The organism is Mesorhizobium sp. GW821-FHT07A06, assembly GCF_059419085.1.
Genome location: NZ_JBWKRC010000005.1, coordinates 422,493 through 439,722 on the forward strand (window position 1 = coordinate 422,493; position 17,230 = coordinate 439,722).

Consider the following 17,230-nt stretch of genomic DNA (forward strand, 5'->3'; position numbering starts at 1 on the left):
CAGGGCATGAAGGGTTTTGCCGAACATCGCCGTGTCGCGACCGTGGCACTGGTCGTCGCCGATTATGACGAGGCGATCGCCTGGTATGTCGGGCGGCTGGGCTTCCTCTTGCTAGAGGATGTCGATCTTGGCGGCGGCAAGCGCTGGGTGACGGTGGCGCCGGCCAACGGGCAAGGCGCCAGGCTGCTGCTGGCCGAGGCGTCCGACGAGGCGCAAAGGCAAAGCATCGGCAACCAGACCGGCGGCCGCGTTTTCCTGTTCCTCGAAACCGACGACTTTGCCCGTGACCATGCGACGATGCTGGAGAAGGGAATCGAATTCCGCGAGGCGCCTCGTTTCGAACCCTATGGCACGGTCGCTGTTTTCGCCGATCTCCACGGCAATCTCTGGGACTTGATCGAGCCGAAACGGTAGGTCTGCCGCCGGTTTTCCCTCGATGCGGTAAAGCCGCCGAACCCCAGTTGCTTTTTCCCGGCCGTCAGCCTATATCGCCGGTTCTTGAGCGCGCCCATCGTCTAGCGGTCAGGACACCGCCCTCTCACGGCGGGAACAGGGGTTCGATTCCCCTTGGGCGTACCACTTCCGTGCAAAACTGCGAACACCGGATGCGGCAAAGCTTTTGCCGCCGATTGCCTGTTCGAGCCTCGTCTTGTCGCCCGCGATTCGGATGACATCGTCGTCTACCTCGATGCAGTCGACGACCGAACGCAGATAGGCCTTGCGGAACGGAACCTCGCCAGTGGTGATGTTTTCGCGCATGGCGCGGCCGAACCGCTCGATGACGTCTGCCGGTATTGCGGAGGCAGGAACATTCGTCACCCTGTTACGATCCAGCGCCGCCTGCGCGCGTTCGCGTTCAAGTTTAAGAGTGCCGATGCGTTCCCTCAGCAGATCGTCCATGTCGGCAACCCCGTCTTCGACCATTTTGTAGAGCCGCTTCAGCTTATCCTCGGCATCAGTGGCTTCGCGTTGCAAGGTCGCAATGCGCCCGTCGACCTCGGCGGCGCGGCTGGCGCGCCGTTTTGACAGCGAGGCAAGCATCTCGGTCAGCCGCTCGGTGGTAAGCAGATCACGGGAGAGATGGTCGACGACCAGCGTGTCAAGCTTGTCCATCGGGATCGACCGCCCCTTGCAGGCAGTTTTGCCTTTCTTGCTGCAGGTCGAGCAGGTGTAGTAGCGATGCACGGTTCCGGACTTCGAAGTGCCCGTGCGCAGCACCATGCTGCCATGGCAGCTGGCGCAGACCGCCAGCCCGGTCAGCAGGATCGGGCCGCTGACGACGCGGGGCGGCGTCACACGCGGATTGCGTGATTTGAGCGTCGCCTGCACAGCATCAAACTCTTCCCGGCTGACGATTGCCGGCACGTCGACGGCGATATGCTCGTCGACCGGCTTTTCTCGCCCAGTTTTCGACTGTCTGCGGTTAAACATCCACTTCCCGACATAGACCGAGTTGGTCAGGATCTTGTGCAGCGTACCGACGCCGAAGCGGGCATTGCGCTTCGTGCGGTAGCCTTTCCCGTTCAGATACTTGACGATTTCCTTCATACCGAGCGGCCCTGACTTGTCGTCGCCATGCAGGTAGAGTCGGAAAATCAGCCTGATCGTCTCGGCCTCGACCGGATCGATGACGAGCCGCTTCTTGATGCGGGCGCCGCGTTTCTCGACCTCTTCCGCCCTGTAGCCGAGCGGCACCGGCGAGCCGTTCCAGAAGCCCTGGGTTGCGTTTTCCTTCATGGCGCGGAGAACGTGCTTGGCCAGCTCCCGGCTCTGATATTCGTCGAACAATGCGATCACCTGCCGCATCATCACCTGGGCGGGATCGTCGCCCAGTTCCTGCGTTATGGAAATGAGGCGCACACTGGCCTTGGCCAGACGACGGATGTACATCTCCAGACCGAAGGAATCGCGGAAGAAGCGGGAATAGCTGTGCACCAGAATGACATCGAACGGCCTGTCACCGTCGGTCGCGCGCTCGATCATCTTCTGGAATTCGGGCCGGTTGTCGTCAGTCGCGGAAGCGCCCGGCTCGACGAATTCGAGGACGGGACGCCAGCCCCGGGACGCACAGAAGGCGGCGATCTGCTTGCGCTGGTCGGGCAGTGACAGATCGCTTTCGGCCTGCCTGCCGGTGGAGACACGCAGATAGGCGCAGACGCGGACAATGCCACTGTCCGGCTCTGCCATCTCATCACGATAGTTAAGCTTGTGATGAACGTTCATGACGATCCTCTCCTTGGTCCGGTAGGCAACAATAGCACCTTGGGAAACACACCGGAGCCCATGAAACGCGCAGGCTGGTTTTCATGCGAGTCGTCATGCCGTTCCGTGACATTCGGCAAAAAGCTCGTCGAGCAGGCTGCCGAGGTAGGTCTCGATGACATCGAGCTCGGCATTGGTGATCGCGCGAGGAGAGCCGTCGAGATCGTCGACCACAGTCCAGTGACGTTCGTCACGCTGCCGTCGCCGCTGCTGACCGGCGCGACGGGCATGCCCCCACGACCGTTCACTGCTGGCCGATGCAGCTGTGACGTCGATGCGCTGCGAGGCGCATCCGGCTGCCCTGACATTTCCCGCGCCGGCTACCGCGCTTGAACTCTTGCGACCGGCACGCTTCTGCGGACATCCGGCCGACACCCTTTTCGACATGACGGAAGTCCGCCCGCACCAGCCGACGACTTACGCTTTCGGGGGTAGCCGCCGACCAGTGCGGACATGTTCCTCACCTTCCCCGAGCGGCCCGCCTGCCTGTCGCGAAACAGCGACAAGGCAGCGGACATCAAAATGCTGACGCCGATTTCCATCGGCCGCAAGCGTCTATTTTACAGATTTCTGCTCCCGGTATCGAAAACGCTGGCAACGCTGCATGGCGGCGGGCGAGCCTTTCCAGTCCCCGTTTTCGGTTTGTCCCTGGTCTCTTCGTCGTTTCTGGCCGAACGCGCCGCCCCGTCAACGGCAAGCCGTTCCCCTTGCGGTGACGGGGCGTCTTTTGCGTCCGGCCTTTCTCCTGCGTGTCCCGAGGGACGAACCCGAAATCAGGAGATAGAGAAATGACCACCGCCGCCAATACCAGCATCCAGCCCTTCACCGCCAACACCGTGATCCATGGCGACTGCATCGACGTCGTGCGCAGGATGGAAACCGGCTCGGTCGACATGGTTTTGACCGACCCTCCCTATATCACCCGCTATCACTCGCGCGATGGGCAGACGGTGAGAAACGACGACAACGCCCGCTGGCTCCGGCCGGCTTTCGCCGAGGCCCATCGGGTCCTGAAGAGCGGCGGCTTCTGCATCTCATTCTACGGCTGGAACCAGGCCGACAAATTCCTCACCGCATGGCGCGGCGCAGGCTTCCGCCCGGTCGGGCATGTGGTTTTCCGGAAACGCTATGCCTCCGCAAGGCGCTTCCTGAGCTACCATCACGAGCAGGCTTACCTGCTGGCGAAAGGCCAAGTTCAGATGCCGCTGATCCCGATCCCCGATGTGCTGGACTGGCGCTACGAGCGCAACGAACTCCATCCGACCCAGAAGCCGCTCTCAGTGCTGAAGCCATTGATCGAAGGTTTTACGAAACCGGGCGACATCGTTCTCGATCCCTTCTGCGGTTCCGGATCGACTCTGGTCGCCGCCCGCGAACTCGGCCGTCGCTTCATCGGCATCGAGCTCGACGCCGGCCATCATGCGACCGCCAGCCGGCGTGTTGCAGAAACCGAAGCCCGAGAAGTGGCCGCGTAAGCGGCCACTTCTCCATCACCCCTTTGCCGTGAAGACACAGCAGCCTGACTCACGGCGTTGAAGCCAGGATCAGACCGCTTCCGGCTCTTCGTTCTCCAAGCCAGTTTCATCGTCACGCTCGCCGACGACGCGCAGATAGACCGCTTCGTAGTCGGGCGCGGATCTCAGGGACATGGACGGTCCGTTGACTAGGCCGACGACCGCCCAGTGTGCCTCGCGGTCGAGGCCGGCAATATCGAAGATCAGGTTCGGAAAGAGTACGCCCAGGACCCGGAACGCCGGCGCGGGGAAGGACCAGGCGGTGCTGAAGCGGAACACGAGGCGTTCGGGTTCATCGATCAGGATTGCGGTCCACTCCGGCGCGCGCACCGTCCCCCAGTTGGCTTCGCGCCAATGCCGCCAGTCGTAGAAACCGGTTTCGGCAAAAGCGGCAAGGCGCCTGCGTGCTGCTGCTACGCCCTCAGGACTTCTCTTCTCGATATGCGCCAGCAAGTCCTCACGTGAGGTGATCCCCGCCTCCCTGGCCCATTCGAATCGGAGCACCCGCTCCAGCGTGAGCGTGATGTAAGGGACCGGATCGGCCGGATCGACGCCCAGAGCGATGAGAGCGAGGTCGGAGTCGAAGGCGGGTTCGGGTTCGTACAAGACCTTGGGCTCCGGCACGAAGCTGTCCAGGCTGAAATTCAGCTGACCGTAGCTGTCCTTTACAAAGCAGGTTTGGCGGAGCCGGGCGAGTTCAAGCTCGGGTCCGGTCACAATGATGTTGCTGTCACAGTAGTTCGGCATTTCATTCTCCATGATGGGTGTTGTGCATCCGGCGCGCTCCGCCGGGAAGCGGATACCGGCCGTACAGCCGGTACCCGCAAGTCATCAGCAGCCGTACCAGCGGTAGCGGTCTCCCATTTGCTCGATCTCCTCGTCCTGCGGGTTCTCGAGGCAATGCTTCAGATCAACGAGCGCCTGATGCCAGTCATGGAAGCGCATGCCGATCCTGTTACCATCCGCAAAGGTGACAGTGACGGTGGGATATCCCGGATCGCCCCGGTCGAGCTCGTGCCTGGCGCCCAGTCCGGCGAGGAAGCGCGTGTAGGCGCCGCGCGCCTTCTGCCCGGCAGCGGCTCTGGCCGTCGCTGCGGAATAGTCCTTGCGGGGAATGGCCGACGGCTGGACGCGTCCGGTGATAACGAACACGCGCTTCACGCGTGCACGGCGGCGCGGCGCATCATCGGCCTCCACGACCTGCCCCTTGCTGAAGGTGTCGCAGAACTGCCAGCCGCAGACCGCAACCCAATGCCCGGTCACCCCGATGATCGTGGGATGTGTCCGCAAAATGCCACTGCGTTCCTCGAGGAAGGCAGCAAACGTCGGATTGCCATGGATGGTCTGCCAATGGCCGATAAAGCCAAACGCTTGCAGAACAGCTTGGACTTCGTGGTGAGTGGTACCAACGATAGCTGGAGCGCGATTATAGTTTACCCAGCCGGCACCGCAACGTGCCAGCCGGAATGCATCACGCACAACCGAAATCGGCTCATCGACAATGGTCGCGACGGCCGTCGGCCCGCAGAAGGCGCGGGATTTCGTGTCGTTCCTGACATCGCGCAACTGGTGCCCTTCGAGGCGCGGCTGCCTGTCGCCGGCAAATGCGAACGCGGACGCTGATGCTTTCAGCGCCGGATTGCGTCTCGCCAGCGGGAAATTCAGGCCGGCATCGCGGCACGACCTGGTATCGGGTTTGTTGACGGTCTTGTCCAAGATGGACTCCTCTTGAATGCCGACGAGCATCGGCCGCATGCTCCAGCATGGGGGTCATGATGCGTCGTCGATGGGTTGAAAAAGCCCGGCAGCCGGCAGGCCACGGCAAGCCGTGACGATGCTAAACGCGCAGGCGTGATCGCCGGACGCGTTAGGGCTGACGGACCCCAAGAGGGGCAGTCGAGAGGTTAGGGAAAATTGCGGTAACCATGGAATGACCTTTCACGTGTCCGAGGTAAAATCGGAAATGCGCTCGTCACGTGGATCTCCTTGGCTTCCGCTCACCCGGGATCCGGTCATCTGTGCCTGCCAGTGGCTCACCACACGGAATAAGGTGATGCAGGCTGCCCTCTAAAATCGCTTTTCGGGTCTGCCGGCCGTTGTCCGTTCCGCCGTCAGTCGTCGCCTCGCTCGTGCTTGCCCTGGTCGCCATTCACGGTCTGGCTGGCAGGTCCGGAGGTCTCCCCCTTGCACGGAGCCTCCGAGAATGTCTCTTCTCTTTTCCAAAAACTGCGGCAACCTCACAGGCGGCACCGCAGTCGCGCATTTCCAGCGGCCGCTTGCGCAGCCACCTCCAACAGCAACTCACAGGTCTCGAAGAAAGTCGAGCGAATTCGTCAACGACGATCCATAATTCTCAAGACATGGTTGCCTGATAATAACAATAATAGGAACAATTTTACTTAATCTGTAGCCGATCAGGTTCTTGATCTCGCACGCGTTCAAACTGATCTCTCGCGTGCTGATAGAGATAGGCCTGGATGTAGCGCAACTCATCCTGCGCCGCTTCGAACTTTGCCAAGGCTTCGTCGCGCGTGAGCGTCACATCGCTCCACTCGATCTCGTCGGGGAATTCGGCACCCGCGATCGTCTCGGCAACCTCTTCAAGCGCAGTCCAGGCCTGCTGGAATTTTTCTTCGACCGCGTAGGCGCACTCCAGTTCATCGTCCGCTTCCATCCTAGCAATCAGATCGGACGAGATTTCGGATGGCATTACCGGCTCATCATTGTCGCTGGTGGTGTTGTTCATGTGAACTCCATATGGGGCAGTTTCGCCGGCCGCATACTAAAGACGGCCGGCGTGCGTTGCGAACAGGGAAAACAACTCGTGCGGCCGGAACGGCTCAGGCAGTCGTCGCGGTTCCGCCAGGATACGCAACCCAGTTGCGCGACCCTTCGCTGGCGGTGAGAAGATTGACGACCCAACTCATCGGATCGGCCACCTCGAAGGCGAGATCCATGAACCGCAAAGCGATCTCTTCTGCTGCATTCGCCGGTTCCTTTCCGGAGAACATGACGTCGACAGCATTGTCGATGAACTCATGCAGCAGGCCGGCCTGCTGCGGGGTGAACTCGGCGGTGAGACCGCGGTTCAGCCGGCCGAGGTTTTCGGCGATCTCGAACACCGCCTGGACGACCGGCGGTGTTCCGCTGCCTGCGTCCCGTGCTGCAAGCCGGCCGTCGACGACGGCGTCCACGATGGCGACGAAGTCGCGATGTTGCCTGGATTTCCGCATGGAGGACTCCTGTACAATGATGAACCGACCCCCTCGGGGTAGACGGTGCGGATCGATCGAGCCACCTGATCAAGGTGCTGAACGGGGTCCGGCAGAGTTCGGGAACAAATCGATTTTCGGTGAAAGCCGTGTATTCAACTCAGTTGCGGGCGCAATTTCGCCGGCCTGATCGTTCAGGCGAGTTCGATTTCGTGCGAGAGGCCCTTCTGGCGCCGGGGGTACGCCACGGGCTGGCGAGATTCTTCGTGCCGCGGCAGAAGCAGGTCCAGCGTCGTGCCCTTGATGCCCGCCCGCGACAGCCTGCTGCCCAGCCATGCCAGGCGTTCGGCAGTTTCCGGCTCGGCCATGCCAGCACGTTGCGTCAGGGGAAGCTCGGCGCGAATGCCGGCGTCGATCATCTTTCGATCGGCGAAGATTTCCGTACGATCCTTGGCGCGGCTCAAGCCGACATAGGCGTCGTGGCGATCGCAGGCCGGATCGAGCAGCACGAAGGCCCGGTCGACCGTCAACCCCTGCGCGCCATAGATCGTGGATGCATAGGCATGGGCGAGGCGGGCTTTCCCGGTCTCGTCTGCAAGATCGCACGGCGTGAAGGAGATGTCGCGGTTGCCGATGCAGGCACCGATCCTGACATCCCCGCCTGCTTCCTCTCGTAGGGCGGTGACGATGGCAGTCGTGCCGTTGATGACGCCGAGGCGGTCATTGCGTACCAGGAAGCGAATCTCGTCGCCGACGGCAAGGTCGAGCCGGTACGCCTGACCCGAAGAGGAGACGGCGTCGATCGCCATCTCCGGTCCGCGCAGCGTGCCGGCCGCGCGCAAACGGGTCCGGACCGCTGCATTGATCTCGCGCACCTGGCCGTTGGTGCGGGCCAGCAGCAGGCCGGTGCCAACCTCGCCGTCTGATGTGCTGTATTCCCATGCCTCTACCATTGCCTGGACGGCGTCCTTTTGCACGGCATGAAGATGGACATGATTGCGCTCCGCATAAGCGGAGAGCGCCTCGGCTGTCTTTCCGGCAGCCAGCGCCATCGTTGCCTCCCGCGCCCATTCCTCCCGTTGCCGAACGACCCGGTCGACACGTGCGAATGCGGTCGCCCGCGCCACGATCGACAGCGCGCCGCCGGCGCCGATCGGCTGCAGCTGACGACGGTCGCCGACCAGCGCCAGCTTGGCGCCGGCGCGTTCGACTTTGGAAAGCACGGCATGCATCTGACGGCTCGACAACTGACCGGCTTCGTCCACCACCAGCAGGGTTTTGCTATCGAGAAACGGACGTCCGGCCGCATGACCGGCAAGCCAGGCATCGGTGGCCTTCGCTTCGATACCGAGATCGTCGCGCAGCTGATGAGCGATGCGCCAGGCTGTGGCCGAGCCGATGACATGATAGCCGGCAGCACGATGCGCCTCGACGATCGGGCGCAGTGACGTGGTCTTGCCGGAGCCTGCCGCCCCTTCGATGACGGCTATGGCATTCGCGGAAGTCGCAACCGCGACCGCTGCTGCCTGTTCGCTGTTGAGCGCATTGTCGCTGACCATTTGCCGGGCGAGATCGCGATCCGGGGCCGGCATGGATTGCGCCGACAGCGTCTGCGCCATGTCGAGAATCTCGCGTTCGATGCGGATCATCTCCGATGTCGAATACCGCATCTCGCCGATCGCGTCGGCGCCGAGTTCGACAACGCTGCCGTCTCCGATCAGTGCTTCCACCGCTAGCTCTGCCCGGTCCACCGAAGCGCCGCTGCCGACTAGGGCCGAGGCGACGGCCGCCATCAGCTGACGGCGCTCGAATACGCTTTCGGATTGCGTAAGCTGGTCAGGCACGGCCTGCAGTCGTTCAAGAGCGGTCTGCCCTCTTACCGCTTCAGTTTCGAGCCCGGCAATGTGGCCATGAAGCAGAAGAGCAGTTTCGACCAGCCGGTCCGCTTCATGGCCGCGCTCGTGGGCGATATCCCGCCACAGCGCGAAGCGGTCCGCGTCCCTGTCCGCAGGTTTCGCCTCCCGCGAGGCTTTGGTGATCGCGCCGGCGAGCGCCGGCGCCATAGCGCTCGTCAGGCCGGCCTCGCCGAGGGCGGCTTCGACCTCGGCGCGCCGCGCGGAAAAATATTCCGCCAATTCCGCATCGACGCCGGCGATCTCGAACATGCCGTTCCTGCCGATCTCGCAGATCCCAAGTCCGAGTCCCTGCAGGCCGCTGGCGAGTGCCAGATGATAGGCGGCGCCCGCCGCCATCTTCCATGCAAACAGGCGTCTGCCATCGAGCGTGCCGACGGTGCCGTCCGCACGCCGGGCGAGATTGAGGATGACGGCATGGGTGTGCAACTGCGGATCGGCAAAAATGCGGCCATCGCTATGTTCCGTGGGACGCGCCTCACCATGCTGGAAGGCGGCGACGCTCAGATTGACGGCTTCGCTCTGCAGCCCGTTGCGGCCGCGCCGGCTGAAGGCGGCATTTTTCTCAAGAACACGAACCGCCGCCTTGACGGCCTCGGCCTGCGCCGCCTCGATCCTGCCTCGCAGGTCCTTATCGCAGAGCGACCACAGCACCGAAACGGATTTGGGTGCAGAAAAAGCTATGTCGTAGCCGGGCACGCGATCTATGCGTTTGCCGCCATTGGAGAGCAGCACCTTCCCATCGGCATCGGTTGCCGCATGCAACCGCTCGAACAACTCCCGCTCGACAGTTCCGCCATCGACAATGCCGAAACCCGCATCGGTCGCGATCCAGCTTCCCGGCGGCTCGCTGCCGCCGAGGTAATATTCCGATTGCGCAAGGTAATAGCCGGCGCTCGTGCCGGCAGCGATCGTCGCCACCATCGACAGATCTCCTACTCACCTGCCGATGGTGATCGCTGTCGAAACCCTCGGGCTCGGGAACAAATGGCTATTCAGGGATCGCCGTTGTCGGTCCCGTCGTTACGATCCGCAACAACCCGCCGCACCGGTCGCTTCCGCATCCACGCGGCAGGACGATGCGCCGGCCTGCGCTCCGGCCAGGCGGTGAACGGAACATCCAACAGAGCCGGATCGCCGAGCCCCAAAATAAGGCATCGGATGAGGGATCTTCCGCGAAAGCTGCGCACGCCAAGTTCCGTTTCCATCCGTTCCGGCGGGAACACCGGATGCGTCTCGCGACGCTTTTGCAGTTGCATGCTGGCGGATGCGCCTGAAGGCGCAGGTTCGAAGAACTCAATCAGGCGCTCGCCGATCAGCACCTTTGAGATGCGCTCGGCGGTATCGCCAGCCGTCAGCCGTCCGACCACCTTGATGCCGAATCTGGCTTCCAGCGTCCTGGCAACCGTCTCGCCATAGATTGCCGTGAGTTGGCCGAGATCCTGGACGGCGGCGATGGTGACGACACCGACCTCGCGGCCGACCGACAAAAGGTTCGGCAGTCGGCTAAGTCGCCCAAGCTCGGCGAGTTCGTCCAGCACCAGCGCGATCTTTTTGGCCGGATTGCGCTTGCGGGCCGGCGCAAGCGCCAGTCCCGCCAGCCGCTCGACCAGCAGCCCGCCGACCAGGGCAGAAAGTTCGGGATATTCAGCGGATTTCTGGATCACGATCGTCACCGGCAGCCTGGTATCGTCGTCAAGCCATTCCGTCAGGCTGAAGCGCTTTCCGGCAGGAACATCCTCCCAGGCGTCGACGAGGGGCTTGAGCGTCGTCAACGCCGCCACCCACAATGTTATAAGGAGGCTCATGCTGGTGCGCTGCACGCCGCCGTCGTCGTCGAAGGCGATCAGCTCGGCGCTTGCCGCGCCGCCCTGGACCAGGGCTGCCCGGAAATCCTCCGGCGGCGAGGTCAGAAGCTCATAGAGATGGCGCAGCGTCCAACTGCGCCCATGCTCCAGCACGAGGCTGACGATGGCGTCGGCCCACAGCGCCCGTGCTCCGTCCGCCCACATCGAATCGCCGGCTGCCGCCTTGATGCTGCGCGTGGCGAATTCCAGCGCCGCCGCCCGGTCGCCGATGTCGCAGGCAATGTCCCAGGCGGCGGAACGGGCATCGTGCGGTGCAACCAGGATCATGCGATCAGCCGGAAGGCCGGCCGTCATGTCGCCCTTGACGTCGTGCACGACCACGCGGGCGCCGCGCTCGATCAGTTGTTCGAGCCAAGCGCGCAGCAGTCCGGTTTTGCCCGACCCTTGCGTACCGACAGCGAGGATATTGTAGCTCTCGGCAGCAGGCGGCAACTGCACATGAGGCAGGAGCCATAGACCGGCTTTGTCCGGACGACCCGTTCCGGCGAGATGGTGCCGCAGGGATTTTCTGGCGAACGCATCCTGACAGAGGCGGCGGCCCCGCACATGCAGCAGTCGGTCGGACGCCGGCGTAGTGTGGCTGACACTGCCGAATGCAACCCATGCCGCGACAAACACCGCCGCCGCGATCAGAACCGTGCGCGGCATCAGCGCCGAGGCGGCGGCCGGCTGACTGACCGCACGCCAGACGGCGTCGACGCGGCAATCGATGGCAAGGAAGCCGGCAATGCCGGTTCCGCAATCGGCTCGTGCAGCTATCGCCCAGAGTTCTTTCGCAAGCGGCAGGAGATGGAGAGTAGCAGAACTGCCGTCGGGTCGGGCCATAACCGGCGGCAGGATAACGAAAAGAGCGGATACCGAGAACGTGAACATCAGCATGGCAGCGAGTCCGCATGCCATTCGTGCCGGCCATGGCGAACGGGTTTCCAGAAACGGGTTCATCGCAAAAACTCCCTCACCAGCGGCGCAATCCGTTCGGCCGAGAACAGGATGAACAGGCCGGCGCCGATCACCATGATCCCTGCGCGCAGGCCGGCACTCACGCCGGCAATCCATACCGGCCATTCGGCGCGGCGGAGATGCCGCCAGCCCGAAACCTGGGCGGCCACGCTTGTACCGGCCCGTCCAGGCGCAACCTCGGAAGTTGACGCAGGAGCCATGGTCCGGCTGCGTGCGCCGACCTCGCCAAGAAACTGCCGCAGGCCGGCAGCGCCGAGCCGCTCCAGGCTCCGTGGATCGAATGTCCTAGGATCGTGCCGGAATGCTGCGGCAAGTTCGGCGGCAAGGGCTGCCCGTGATTGCCGGCCCGCGGCGATGACAGCCGAGAGATCGTCGGGTGCGCTCATCGGGTTTCCTCCCCGCCAAAGCCGATCACCCCGCTAAAGGCATCGAGCATCTCGGCAAAAAATGCCGCAACATCGCCGCGCACGATCTTCGCCTCGGCCCGCGGCAGCCCCGTTACCTGCATCACCCGATCGACGGGCATGGCCGCCACATCAATCAGCCGGCAACCGGCCGCCTCGAAAGGACGCCAGCTGCCCGCTTCGATCAGCGGCATGCGGATCGTTCTGCCAATCCGCTTCAGCGGCGCGAGCTCGCGCGCGAATATCGCGACGGCGTCCGAGGCGGGATGGAGCCCGGCGATCGTTCCGTCGCGCTCGTTCTCGACCAGCACCAGACGGGCCGAAGGCAGCCGATCCAGAAGCAGCCGCGCTGTCTGGCCGGCCTGGCGGATCGCTTCGCTCTCGGCAACGAAGGGGACGACGGCGAGCATCGGCACGCCCCATTCTTCCAGATCGCCAGCGAGATCGACGAGCCCGAGCCACTGGGCAAGGCCGGCGCCCTCATTGGCGCCGACATCAATAAGCACCGAAGCGCCGCCGGAGCCGATCTTTTCGACCGCTTCGTAGATCGGTGTATAGGCCCGGGCCGCCGCAGCCGGATCACGGCGCGCCAGTTTCGCATCGACGCGGATCGTGGTGATCTCCCCACCCAGCGCCCGCGACAGCCGCGCCTGGCTGTCAACCTGCAGCACATGAAGCGACAGCGCGTTGAGTTGAAAAATATCAGCCAGTGCCAGCGAGGTCAGCGATTTGCCGACGCCGCCTTTTTCGCCGGCGACAATCGCCAGCAGCGGCGGAGCAATGACACGGTGAGAAGGGGCTGCAGGCTTGGCCATCTGGAGGTCCTTTCAAATGAGAGGACCCAAGCATCACCGCATCCGGGCAAAGGAGGTTCGGGAACAAATCAGAAAAGTGTCAGCGTCGACATTGCCGGCGGATCCTCGGCTACTTCTCCGTGGCGATGGCAACAGGGGCACGAAATAGGCCGGGCAGCCGCAAAGCCGCCCGGCCTGAAGGGTGCGCAAAGCCTAGACGGCCTGTTCGATCAGCGCGCGGGCCCTGGTGATTACACCGCGCTTGGCCGACCAGGCGTCTTTGTACTCCTCACGCAAGACAATGGTTCCCAGCACCACATCGCCTTCGAAGAGGCTGTCCTTGCGCTCTGTCACGACGCCGTCGATCCCGAGTCCGTTGCCTTCAAACCAGGTGCAGAGCGAGTAGATTTCCTCGTCCCACTCCCAGATCGATTCCGTACGCCCCGGCTCACCGGCGTCGCCTTCCATCGGCGCCTCCGGTTCGCAGGGAAGCGGCGCACGGTCGAACCGCTTCACGGCCGCGATCACGGCCCTCTTGGCATCGGGGAGCGTGGCGTACTCGCCCGTCCACAGGAAGACCTGGTCCTCGTGGTCGATGAGAGCCGCCTCGAACCGCAAGGGGCCGGCTTTGATCACCCAACCCTCTGCCGTGTCGGAGAGGCGCAACACGTGCTCGTCCCCCTCCTCATTCGCACTCCAGTTGTATTTCCTCGGCATGGGACACCTCCGTACTTCGCCGATGAGAACAAGCGCCGTGCCCGTGCACGGCGCCTATGATCCGCAACAGATCGTTGCGGGTCGATCGCGCAAAGATGTCGATCGACGCGCATAGGAGGCACCAACAATCGATATTTCGTCAATATAAAATATCGACGTTATTTAGTTTAGCAAAATGTATATTCCTTTAAAAGGACTCGATGAAATAATATTCTCGCGCCAGGATTCGATAGATACTTAGGTGTTATTGTTGCCTTACTAAGGACTCGCGTAAGGATTCGAGCTGCCGCTGTCCGCAGAAACGTCTGCCGACAAGGACTCACTATTCCAACTCCGCAAGGACTCGCGACGCAAAACCCGCGTTCCGATTATTCCCGTGCATGACATTTGACAGAAAAATATTCCAGGCAGGCAGCCGTCAGACGGTACCCGAACCGGCCCTCGACAGCGTCAGCGCGGAACCGCTGGCGATTGCCTCACTCAGAACAGGCAGCCAGCGCTCCCGTGAAAACAGCTCATACCCGGCCTGTGTGATCACCAAAGCCGCAGCCTGCTCGTCGAAAGGCAATTCCTCCGGATGCCGCTTCAGCTGCGCATCAAGTCCATCACGGACCGTGATTATGCGCCTCATCTCCCTGGCGGCAGCCACGTCAAGACGCACGTCATGCCCGCGGCCATGCCGCCCGAGCAGCCGGGCAAGCTCCAGCGTATCGTGATAGCTGAGCAGGTTGCCAAAAAGCTCAGATGGATTGAAATCGCCGTCGAGCGCCGCGCGTGCCGCTTCATAGAGTGTCGGCCGATCCATCGTGGCGCCGGATAGCACGGCCTGCTGGTTCCGGCTCATGCGGTCATGCTTGCGGATGTCCGCACTCATCTCATGCGCGCTCAGCACCAGCGTCGTCGCCCGGTGCAGACAGCGCAGCATGAACCGGATCAGGTTGAACTCGCGCCCGATGGATTCTTCGAGCACGGTGCGGTCCATGGTCCGCGCCGATGTCTCGACGATTGTGCGTGCCACGCGGGAAAGGTCGTCCGGCCGCTGCGCCCACGGATACCATTTTCCGGCCAACCGGCTGCCAGCATCGAACTGGGTTCGGAAAAAGGCCTGTCGGCGCTCCTCTGTCGCCCTGCCGGGCGTGTTCGGATCGTCCAGCCATGCCTCCGTCACCAGCAGTTCGATGGCGCGGTCGCGCAATTCAGGCACCGTGACTGCCAGCCGGCGCCCGTCACGCGCCTGTAACCAGGAACACAGGCGCTCCACGCCGACATAGGTCTGGATCGCCAGCGCGTCCTGGACCTGCCGCTCCAATTCTTCCTTCCGGCGTCGTCCGCGCTTCAGGGCGTCGCGATGGTCGACGCGGCCAACGACAATAAGAACCGGCTCGCCTTTCTGGAAACGCGCCAGCTGATCATGCGCAAGCACGATGCCGATCCGGTCGATCTCCTCTCTGGAGGCCACGAGAAAATCCGGCCGTGTGCCACCCAGGCGCTCGACCAGTTCAGGCGGCAGGTCTTCTACTGTAGGTGCCGGATTGACGTCACGATTGGCCAGGACGATCCGGGGCCGGCTTCGCGGCCAGTCCTCAAATGCTTCCCGATCGATCATCTCTATAGTCATCTTCGCCTTCCTGACATTGCGCCTTCCATCGAGGATGAGCCCGTTTCCAGCCGGCGCAAGCGGAAAATGCCGGCCTCAGGTGGAACGGCGCGCCAACGCCGCCTGGCGCATCATCGCCAGCACGCTTGCCCGGTCGTGCTCCGGCGGTCTTTCAGATGCTCCGGCTGCCATCCCGCCGTGGGGAGTTTCGGAGCCGCCCGTAAGAGCGATGGAGTCGATATCGACCTGGAGCGCAGCAGCGTCCGCTATCGCCGCGACAGCTCGAGGATTAGCGACCTGGCCCGTCGCCCGCATAGATGCCGATAACGGTGGATGATCCGATGGGGCTGCGGGATAGGACGAACCAGCGTTCGGGAATGGCGCCACGCGGCTAGATGGTTTTGCCGTGCGCTTATCCTGCAGACGCTTGCGCTGCCGCCCGTAAACGCCGCGCAGATGCGATGGTGAAAAAGCGCCGCCATCACCACGTGCGATTTCGGCACCTGCCAGCAGCCGTGAGATCTGTTCCCACGTCAGCCCGCGTTCGCGCAACTCCTGAAAAGCCCCCAGATGCCTGGCAACAAGCCGCTCAAACGGAATCTCCCCTGCCGGACCGACGTAGTCCGAAGCCATTTTCGTCAGTATCTGTTTGAAATCGTCCTTCATGCCGAAAAGCATGAGCCCGATATTCATCAGCGACAAGCCGCCGATTCAAAACGAGTCATTCCGCAACGTTTCGGAACGTCACGAAATGACTCAAAATGAATCCATCACACCTGTGCACCTCGCCGAGGCCTGCCAAGCAAGAGCTTTTTCTTCGTTTTAACTGAGTGGTCGGTTGCCGTCATCCCCCGGCCTCTTCACGCGATTCGATGCCCGCCGGTCTTAACTGGATGGTCGGTTGCAGTCATCTGAGAAGTCTCGATCGGCCTTGATTGATATCTGTCGGTATAGGTGTTCTGTCACGAACAAATCCAAATGTCCGCCGCCTGCGTTCTTGCAGACTGTGATTTCGTCATCTGTCCGCCGGCCGGGGTGCCTGCCGCTGCAAAGGTCGAAGAAGTCAGCTTCTGGCTCGGCGATCAACCCCTCGGCGACCGGATCGTTGCCATCGCCCGAGTTTGGAAAGGACAGGCGATTGTCCGTGAACATCCGGCCCGCGCGGCGGATAGTTTGGGTATCAGCTTCGCGCATGTCGCGCAGATAGGCGCCCACCAGATCAACATGCGCGCCCGGCTTCAGTGCACCGCCGCTGATCACGGGCGAACGCGCCATTGTCACGGCACTGACGATATCGGCCTGTGGCAGGGCGGTCGCCAAGTCGTCCACGACCTCGATGCTTTCAACTTCATCCGCCAGATCGGCGGCCATGGCCTCGGCCCGGGCACGGCTACGGTTCCAGATCAGCACGCGCTTGATTGGCCGCACGGCGCAGGTCGCCCGGACGACGTAGGGGGCAAGTCCCCCGGCTCCCGCAATGGCCATCACCTCGGCGTCGGGTCGTGCCAGCAAATCAGTGCCGAGCGCCGAATCGCCAGCCGTCTTGCGATAGGTCAGCGCGGCGCCATCGCAGGTCATAAGCGCGCGACCTGTCTTGCCGTCAAAGAGCGCCACCAGTCCTTGAACCGAAGGCTCCGGCGTGACTAGTGCTGCGTTTTGTGGAAACACTCCCACCATCTTTACGGCAATCATGCGCGACGGTGACCACGCAGTCAGGTTCACGAACTGATCGCCGGTCCCGTCGGGAGCGTCGAAGACGCCCACATTGTCCATCGGCCGTTCTTGCGTAGCATGGGCCGCCCGCAAGGCATCGACAACACCACGCCAAGGTAAGTTTTCGTGAACGGCTTTCTCTCCGAGGTGAAACATCCTGCCGCCTCAGTGCTCGTGCATCAAACGAGAGGTATCGTAAAGCATGGCGTACACATTACGGTTACGTTTGGCGGGATTTCCCGTACAGGGTATGATCCAGTTCGTTGGTGTCAGGCG

Annotated in this window: 17 protein-coding genes, 1 tRNA gene and 1 pseudogene; 5 read left to right on the plus strand and 14 right to left on the minus strand. The window is 62.6% G+C overall.

The features are described 5' to 3' along the window. Positions 1-6: 6 nt before the first annotated feature. The 3 genes from AC07SZ_RS19205 (at position 7) to AC07SZ_RS19215 (ending at position 1,026) form a co-directional block, all read left to right on the plus strand. Positions 7-414: a VOC family protein gene (locus AC07SZ_RS19205; protein WP_494915552.1), complete on the plus strand. Its 408-nt coding sequence runs from the start codon at positions 7-9 to the stop codon at positions 412-414. Between the two features lie 90 nt (positions 415-504). Next, positions 505-579 (plus strand) — tRNA-Glu (locus tag AC07SZ_RS19210). Next, entirely contained in the window at positions 568-1,026 is a 459-nt protein-coding gene (locus tag AC07SZ_RS19215) for a hypothetical protein (RefSeq protein ID WP_494915429.1), read from the plus strand. Before AC07SZ_RS19210 ends, AC07SZ_RS19215 begins: the two co-directional genes overlap by 12 nt. Before the next feature lie 63 nt (positions 1,027-1,089). On the opposite strand, the pseudogene AC07SZ_RS19220 reads toward AC07SZ_RS19215, so the two are convergent. Both AC07SZ_RS19220 and AC07SZ_RS19225 read right to left on the minus strand, forming a co-directional pair. Further along, positions 1,090-2,223 (minus strand): annotated as a pseudogene (locus AC07SZ_RS19220) (recombinase family protein); the annotation flags it as partial. 93 nt (positions 2,224-2,316) lie between these two features. Next, positions 2,317-2,649: a hypothetical protein gene (locus AC07SZ_RS19225; protein WP_494915430.1), complete on the minus strand. Its 333-nt coding sequence runs from the start codon at positions 2,647-2,649 to the stop codon at positions 2,317-2,319. 66 nt (positions 2,650-2,715) lie between these two features. Between AC07SZ_RS19225 and AC07SZ_RS19230 the strand changes: the two genes are divergently transcribed. Further along, positions 2,716-3,054: a hypothetical protein gene (locus AC07SZ_RS19230; RefSeq protein ID WP_494915431.1), complete on the plus strand. Its 339-nt coding sequence runs from the start codon at positions 2,716-2,718 to the stop codon at positions 3,052-3,054. Then, entirely contained in the window at positions 3,051-3,737 is a 687-nt protein-coding gene (locus AC07SZ_RS19235; protein WP_494915432.1) for a DNA methyltransferase, read from the plus strand. Before AC07SZ_RS19230 ends, AC07SZ_RS19235 begins: the two co-directional genes overlap by 4 nt. 69 nt (positions 3,738-3,806) lie before the next feature. Here AC07SZ_RS19235 and AC07SZ_RS19240 read toward each other — a convergent pair whose 3' ends face one another. The 12 genes from AC07SZ_RS19240 to AC07SZ_RS19295 form a co-directional block, all read right to left on the minus strand. After that, positions 3,807-4,523: a hypothetical protein gene (locus AC07SZ_RS19240; RefSeq protein ID WP_494915433.1), complete on the minus strand. Its 717-nt coding sequence runs from the start codon at positions 4,521-4,523 to the stop codon at positions 3,807-3,809. An 84-nt stretch (positions 4,524-4,607) separates the two neighbouring features. Continuing rightward, the gene (locus AC07SZ_RS19245; protein WP_494915434.1) at positions 4,608-5,492 is read right to left on the minus strand and encodes a hypothetical protein; all 885 of its coding nucleotides are present in this window, start codon (positions 5,490-5,492) and stop codon (positions 4,608-4,610) included. A gap of 679 nt (positions 5,493-6,171) precedes the next feature. Continuing rightward, positions 6,172-6,522, minus strand: a complete 351-nt coding sequence (locus AC07SZ_RS19250) for a hypothetical protein (protein ID WP_494915435.1) — start codon at positions 6,520-6,522, stop codon at positions 6,172-6,174. A gap of 94 nt (positions 6,523-6,616) precedes the next feature. Further along, complete coding sequence (locus AC07SZ_RS19255; RefSeq protein WP_494915437.1) at positions 6,617-7,009, minus strand: hypothetical protein; 393 nt, start codon at positions 7,007-7,009, stop codon at positions 6,617-6,619. 173 nt (positions 7,010-7,182) lie between these two features. Further along, positions 7,183-9,825 carry a MobF family relaxase gene (gene mobF, locus AC07SZ_RS19260; protein WP_494915439.1) on the minus strand — a complete coding sequence of 881 codons (2,643 nt, stop codon included), beginning with the start codon at positions 9,823-9,825 and terminating at the stop codon, positions 7,183-7,185. Between the two features lie 71 nt (positions 9,826-9,896). Continuing rightward, positions 9,897-11,711, minus strand: coding sequence for a type IV secretion system DNA-binding domain-containing protein (locus tag AC07SZ_RS19265; protein ID WP_494915441.1), 1,815 nt, complete (start codon positions 11,709-11,711; stop codon positions 9,897-9,899). After that, complete coding sequence (locus tag AC07SZ_RS19270) at positions 11,708-12,115, minus strand: hypothetical protein (RefSeq protein ID WP_494915442.1); 408 nt, start codon at positions 12,113-12,115, stop codon at positions 11,708-11,710. The genes AC07SZ_RS19265 and AC07SZ_RS19270 overlap by 4 nt, the downstream gene beginning before the upstream one ends. Next, positions 12,112-12,948, minus strand: a complete 837-nt coding sequence (locus tag AC07SZ_RS19275; RefSeq protein ID WP_494915443.1) for a nucleotide-binding protein — start codon at positions 12,946-12,948, stop codon at positions 12,112-12,114. The genes AC07SZ_RS19270 and AC07SZ_RS19275 overlap by 4 nt, the downstream gene beginning before the upstream one ends. Before the next feature lie 192 nt (positions 12,949-13,140). Further along, a complete protein-coding gene (locus AC07SZ_RS19280) occupies positions 13,141-13,644 on the minus strand; it encodes a hypothetical protein (protein WP_494915444.1) in 504 nt (167 codons plus the stop codon). 418 nt (positions 13,645-14,062) lie between these two features. Further along, the gene (locus AC07SZ_RS19285; protein WP_494915445.1) at positions 14,063-15,262 is read right to left on the minus strand and encodes a hypothetical protein; all 1,200 of its coding nucleotides are present in this window, start codon (positions 15,260-15,262) and stop codon (positions 14,063-14,065) included. Between the two features lie 75 nt (positions 15,263-15,337). Further along, entirely contained in the window at positions 15,338-15,943 is a 606-nt protein-coding gene (locus tag AC07SZ_RS19290) for a hypothetical protein (RefSeq protein WP_494915446.1), read from the minus strand. Between the two features lie 183 nt (positions 15,944-16,126). Beyond that, complete coding sequence (locus AC07SZ_RS19295) at positions 16,127-17,014, minus strand: ornithine cyclodeaminase family protein (protein WP_494915447.1); 888 nt, start codon at positions 17,012-17,014, stop codon at positions 16,127-16,129. Between the last annotated feature and the right edge of the window lie 216 nt (positions 17,015-17,230).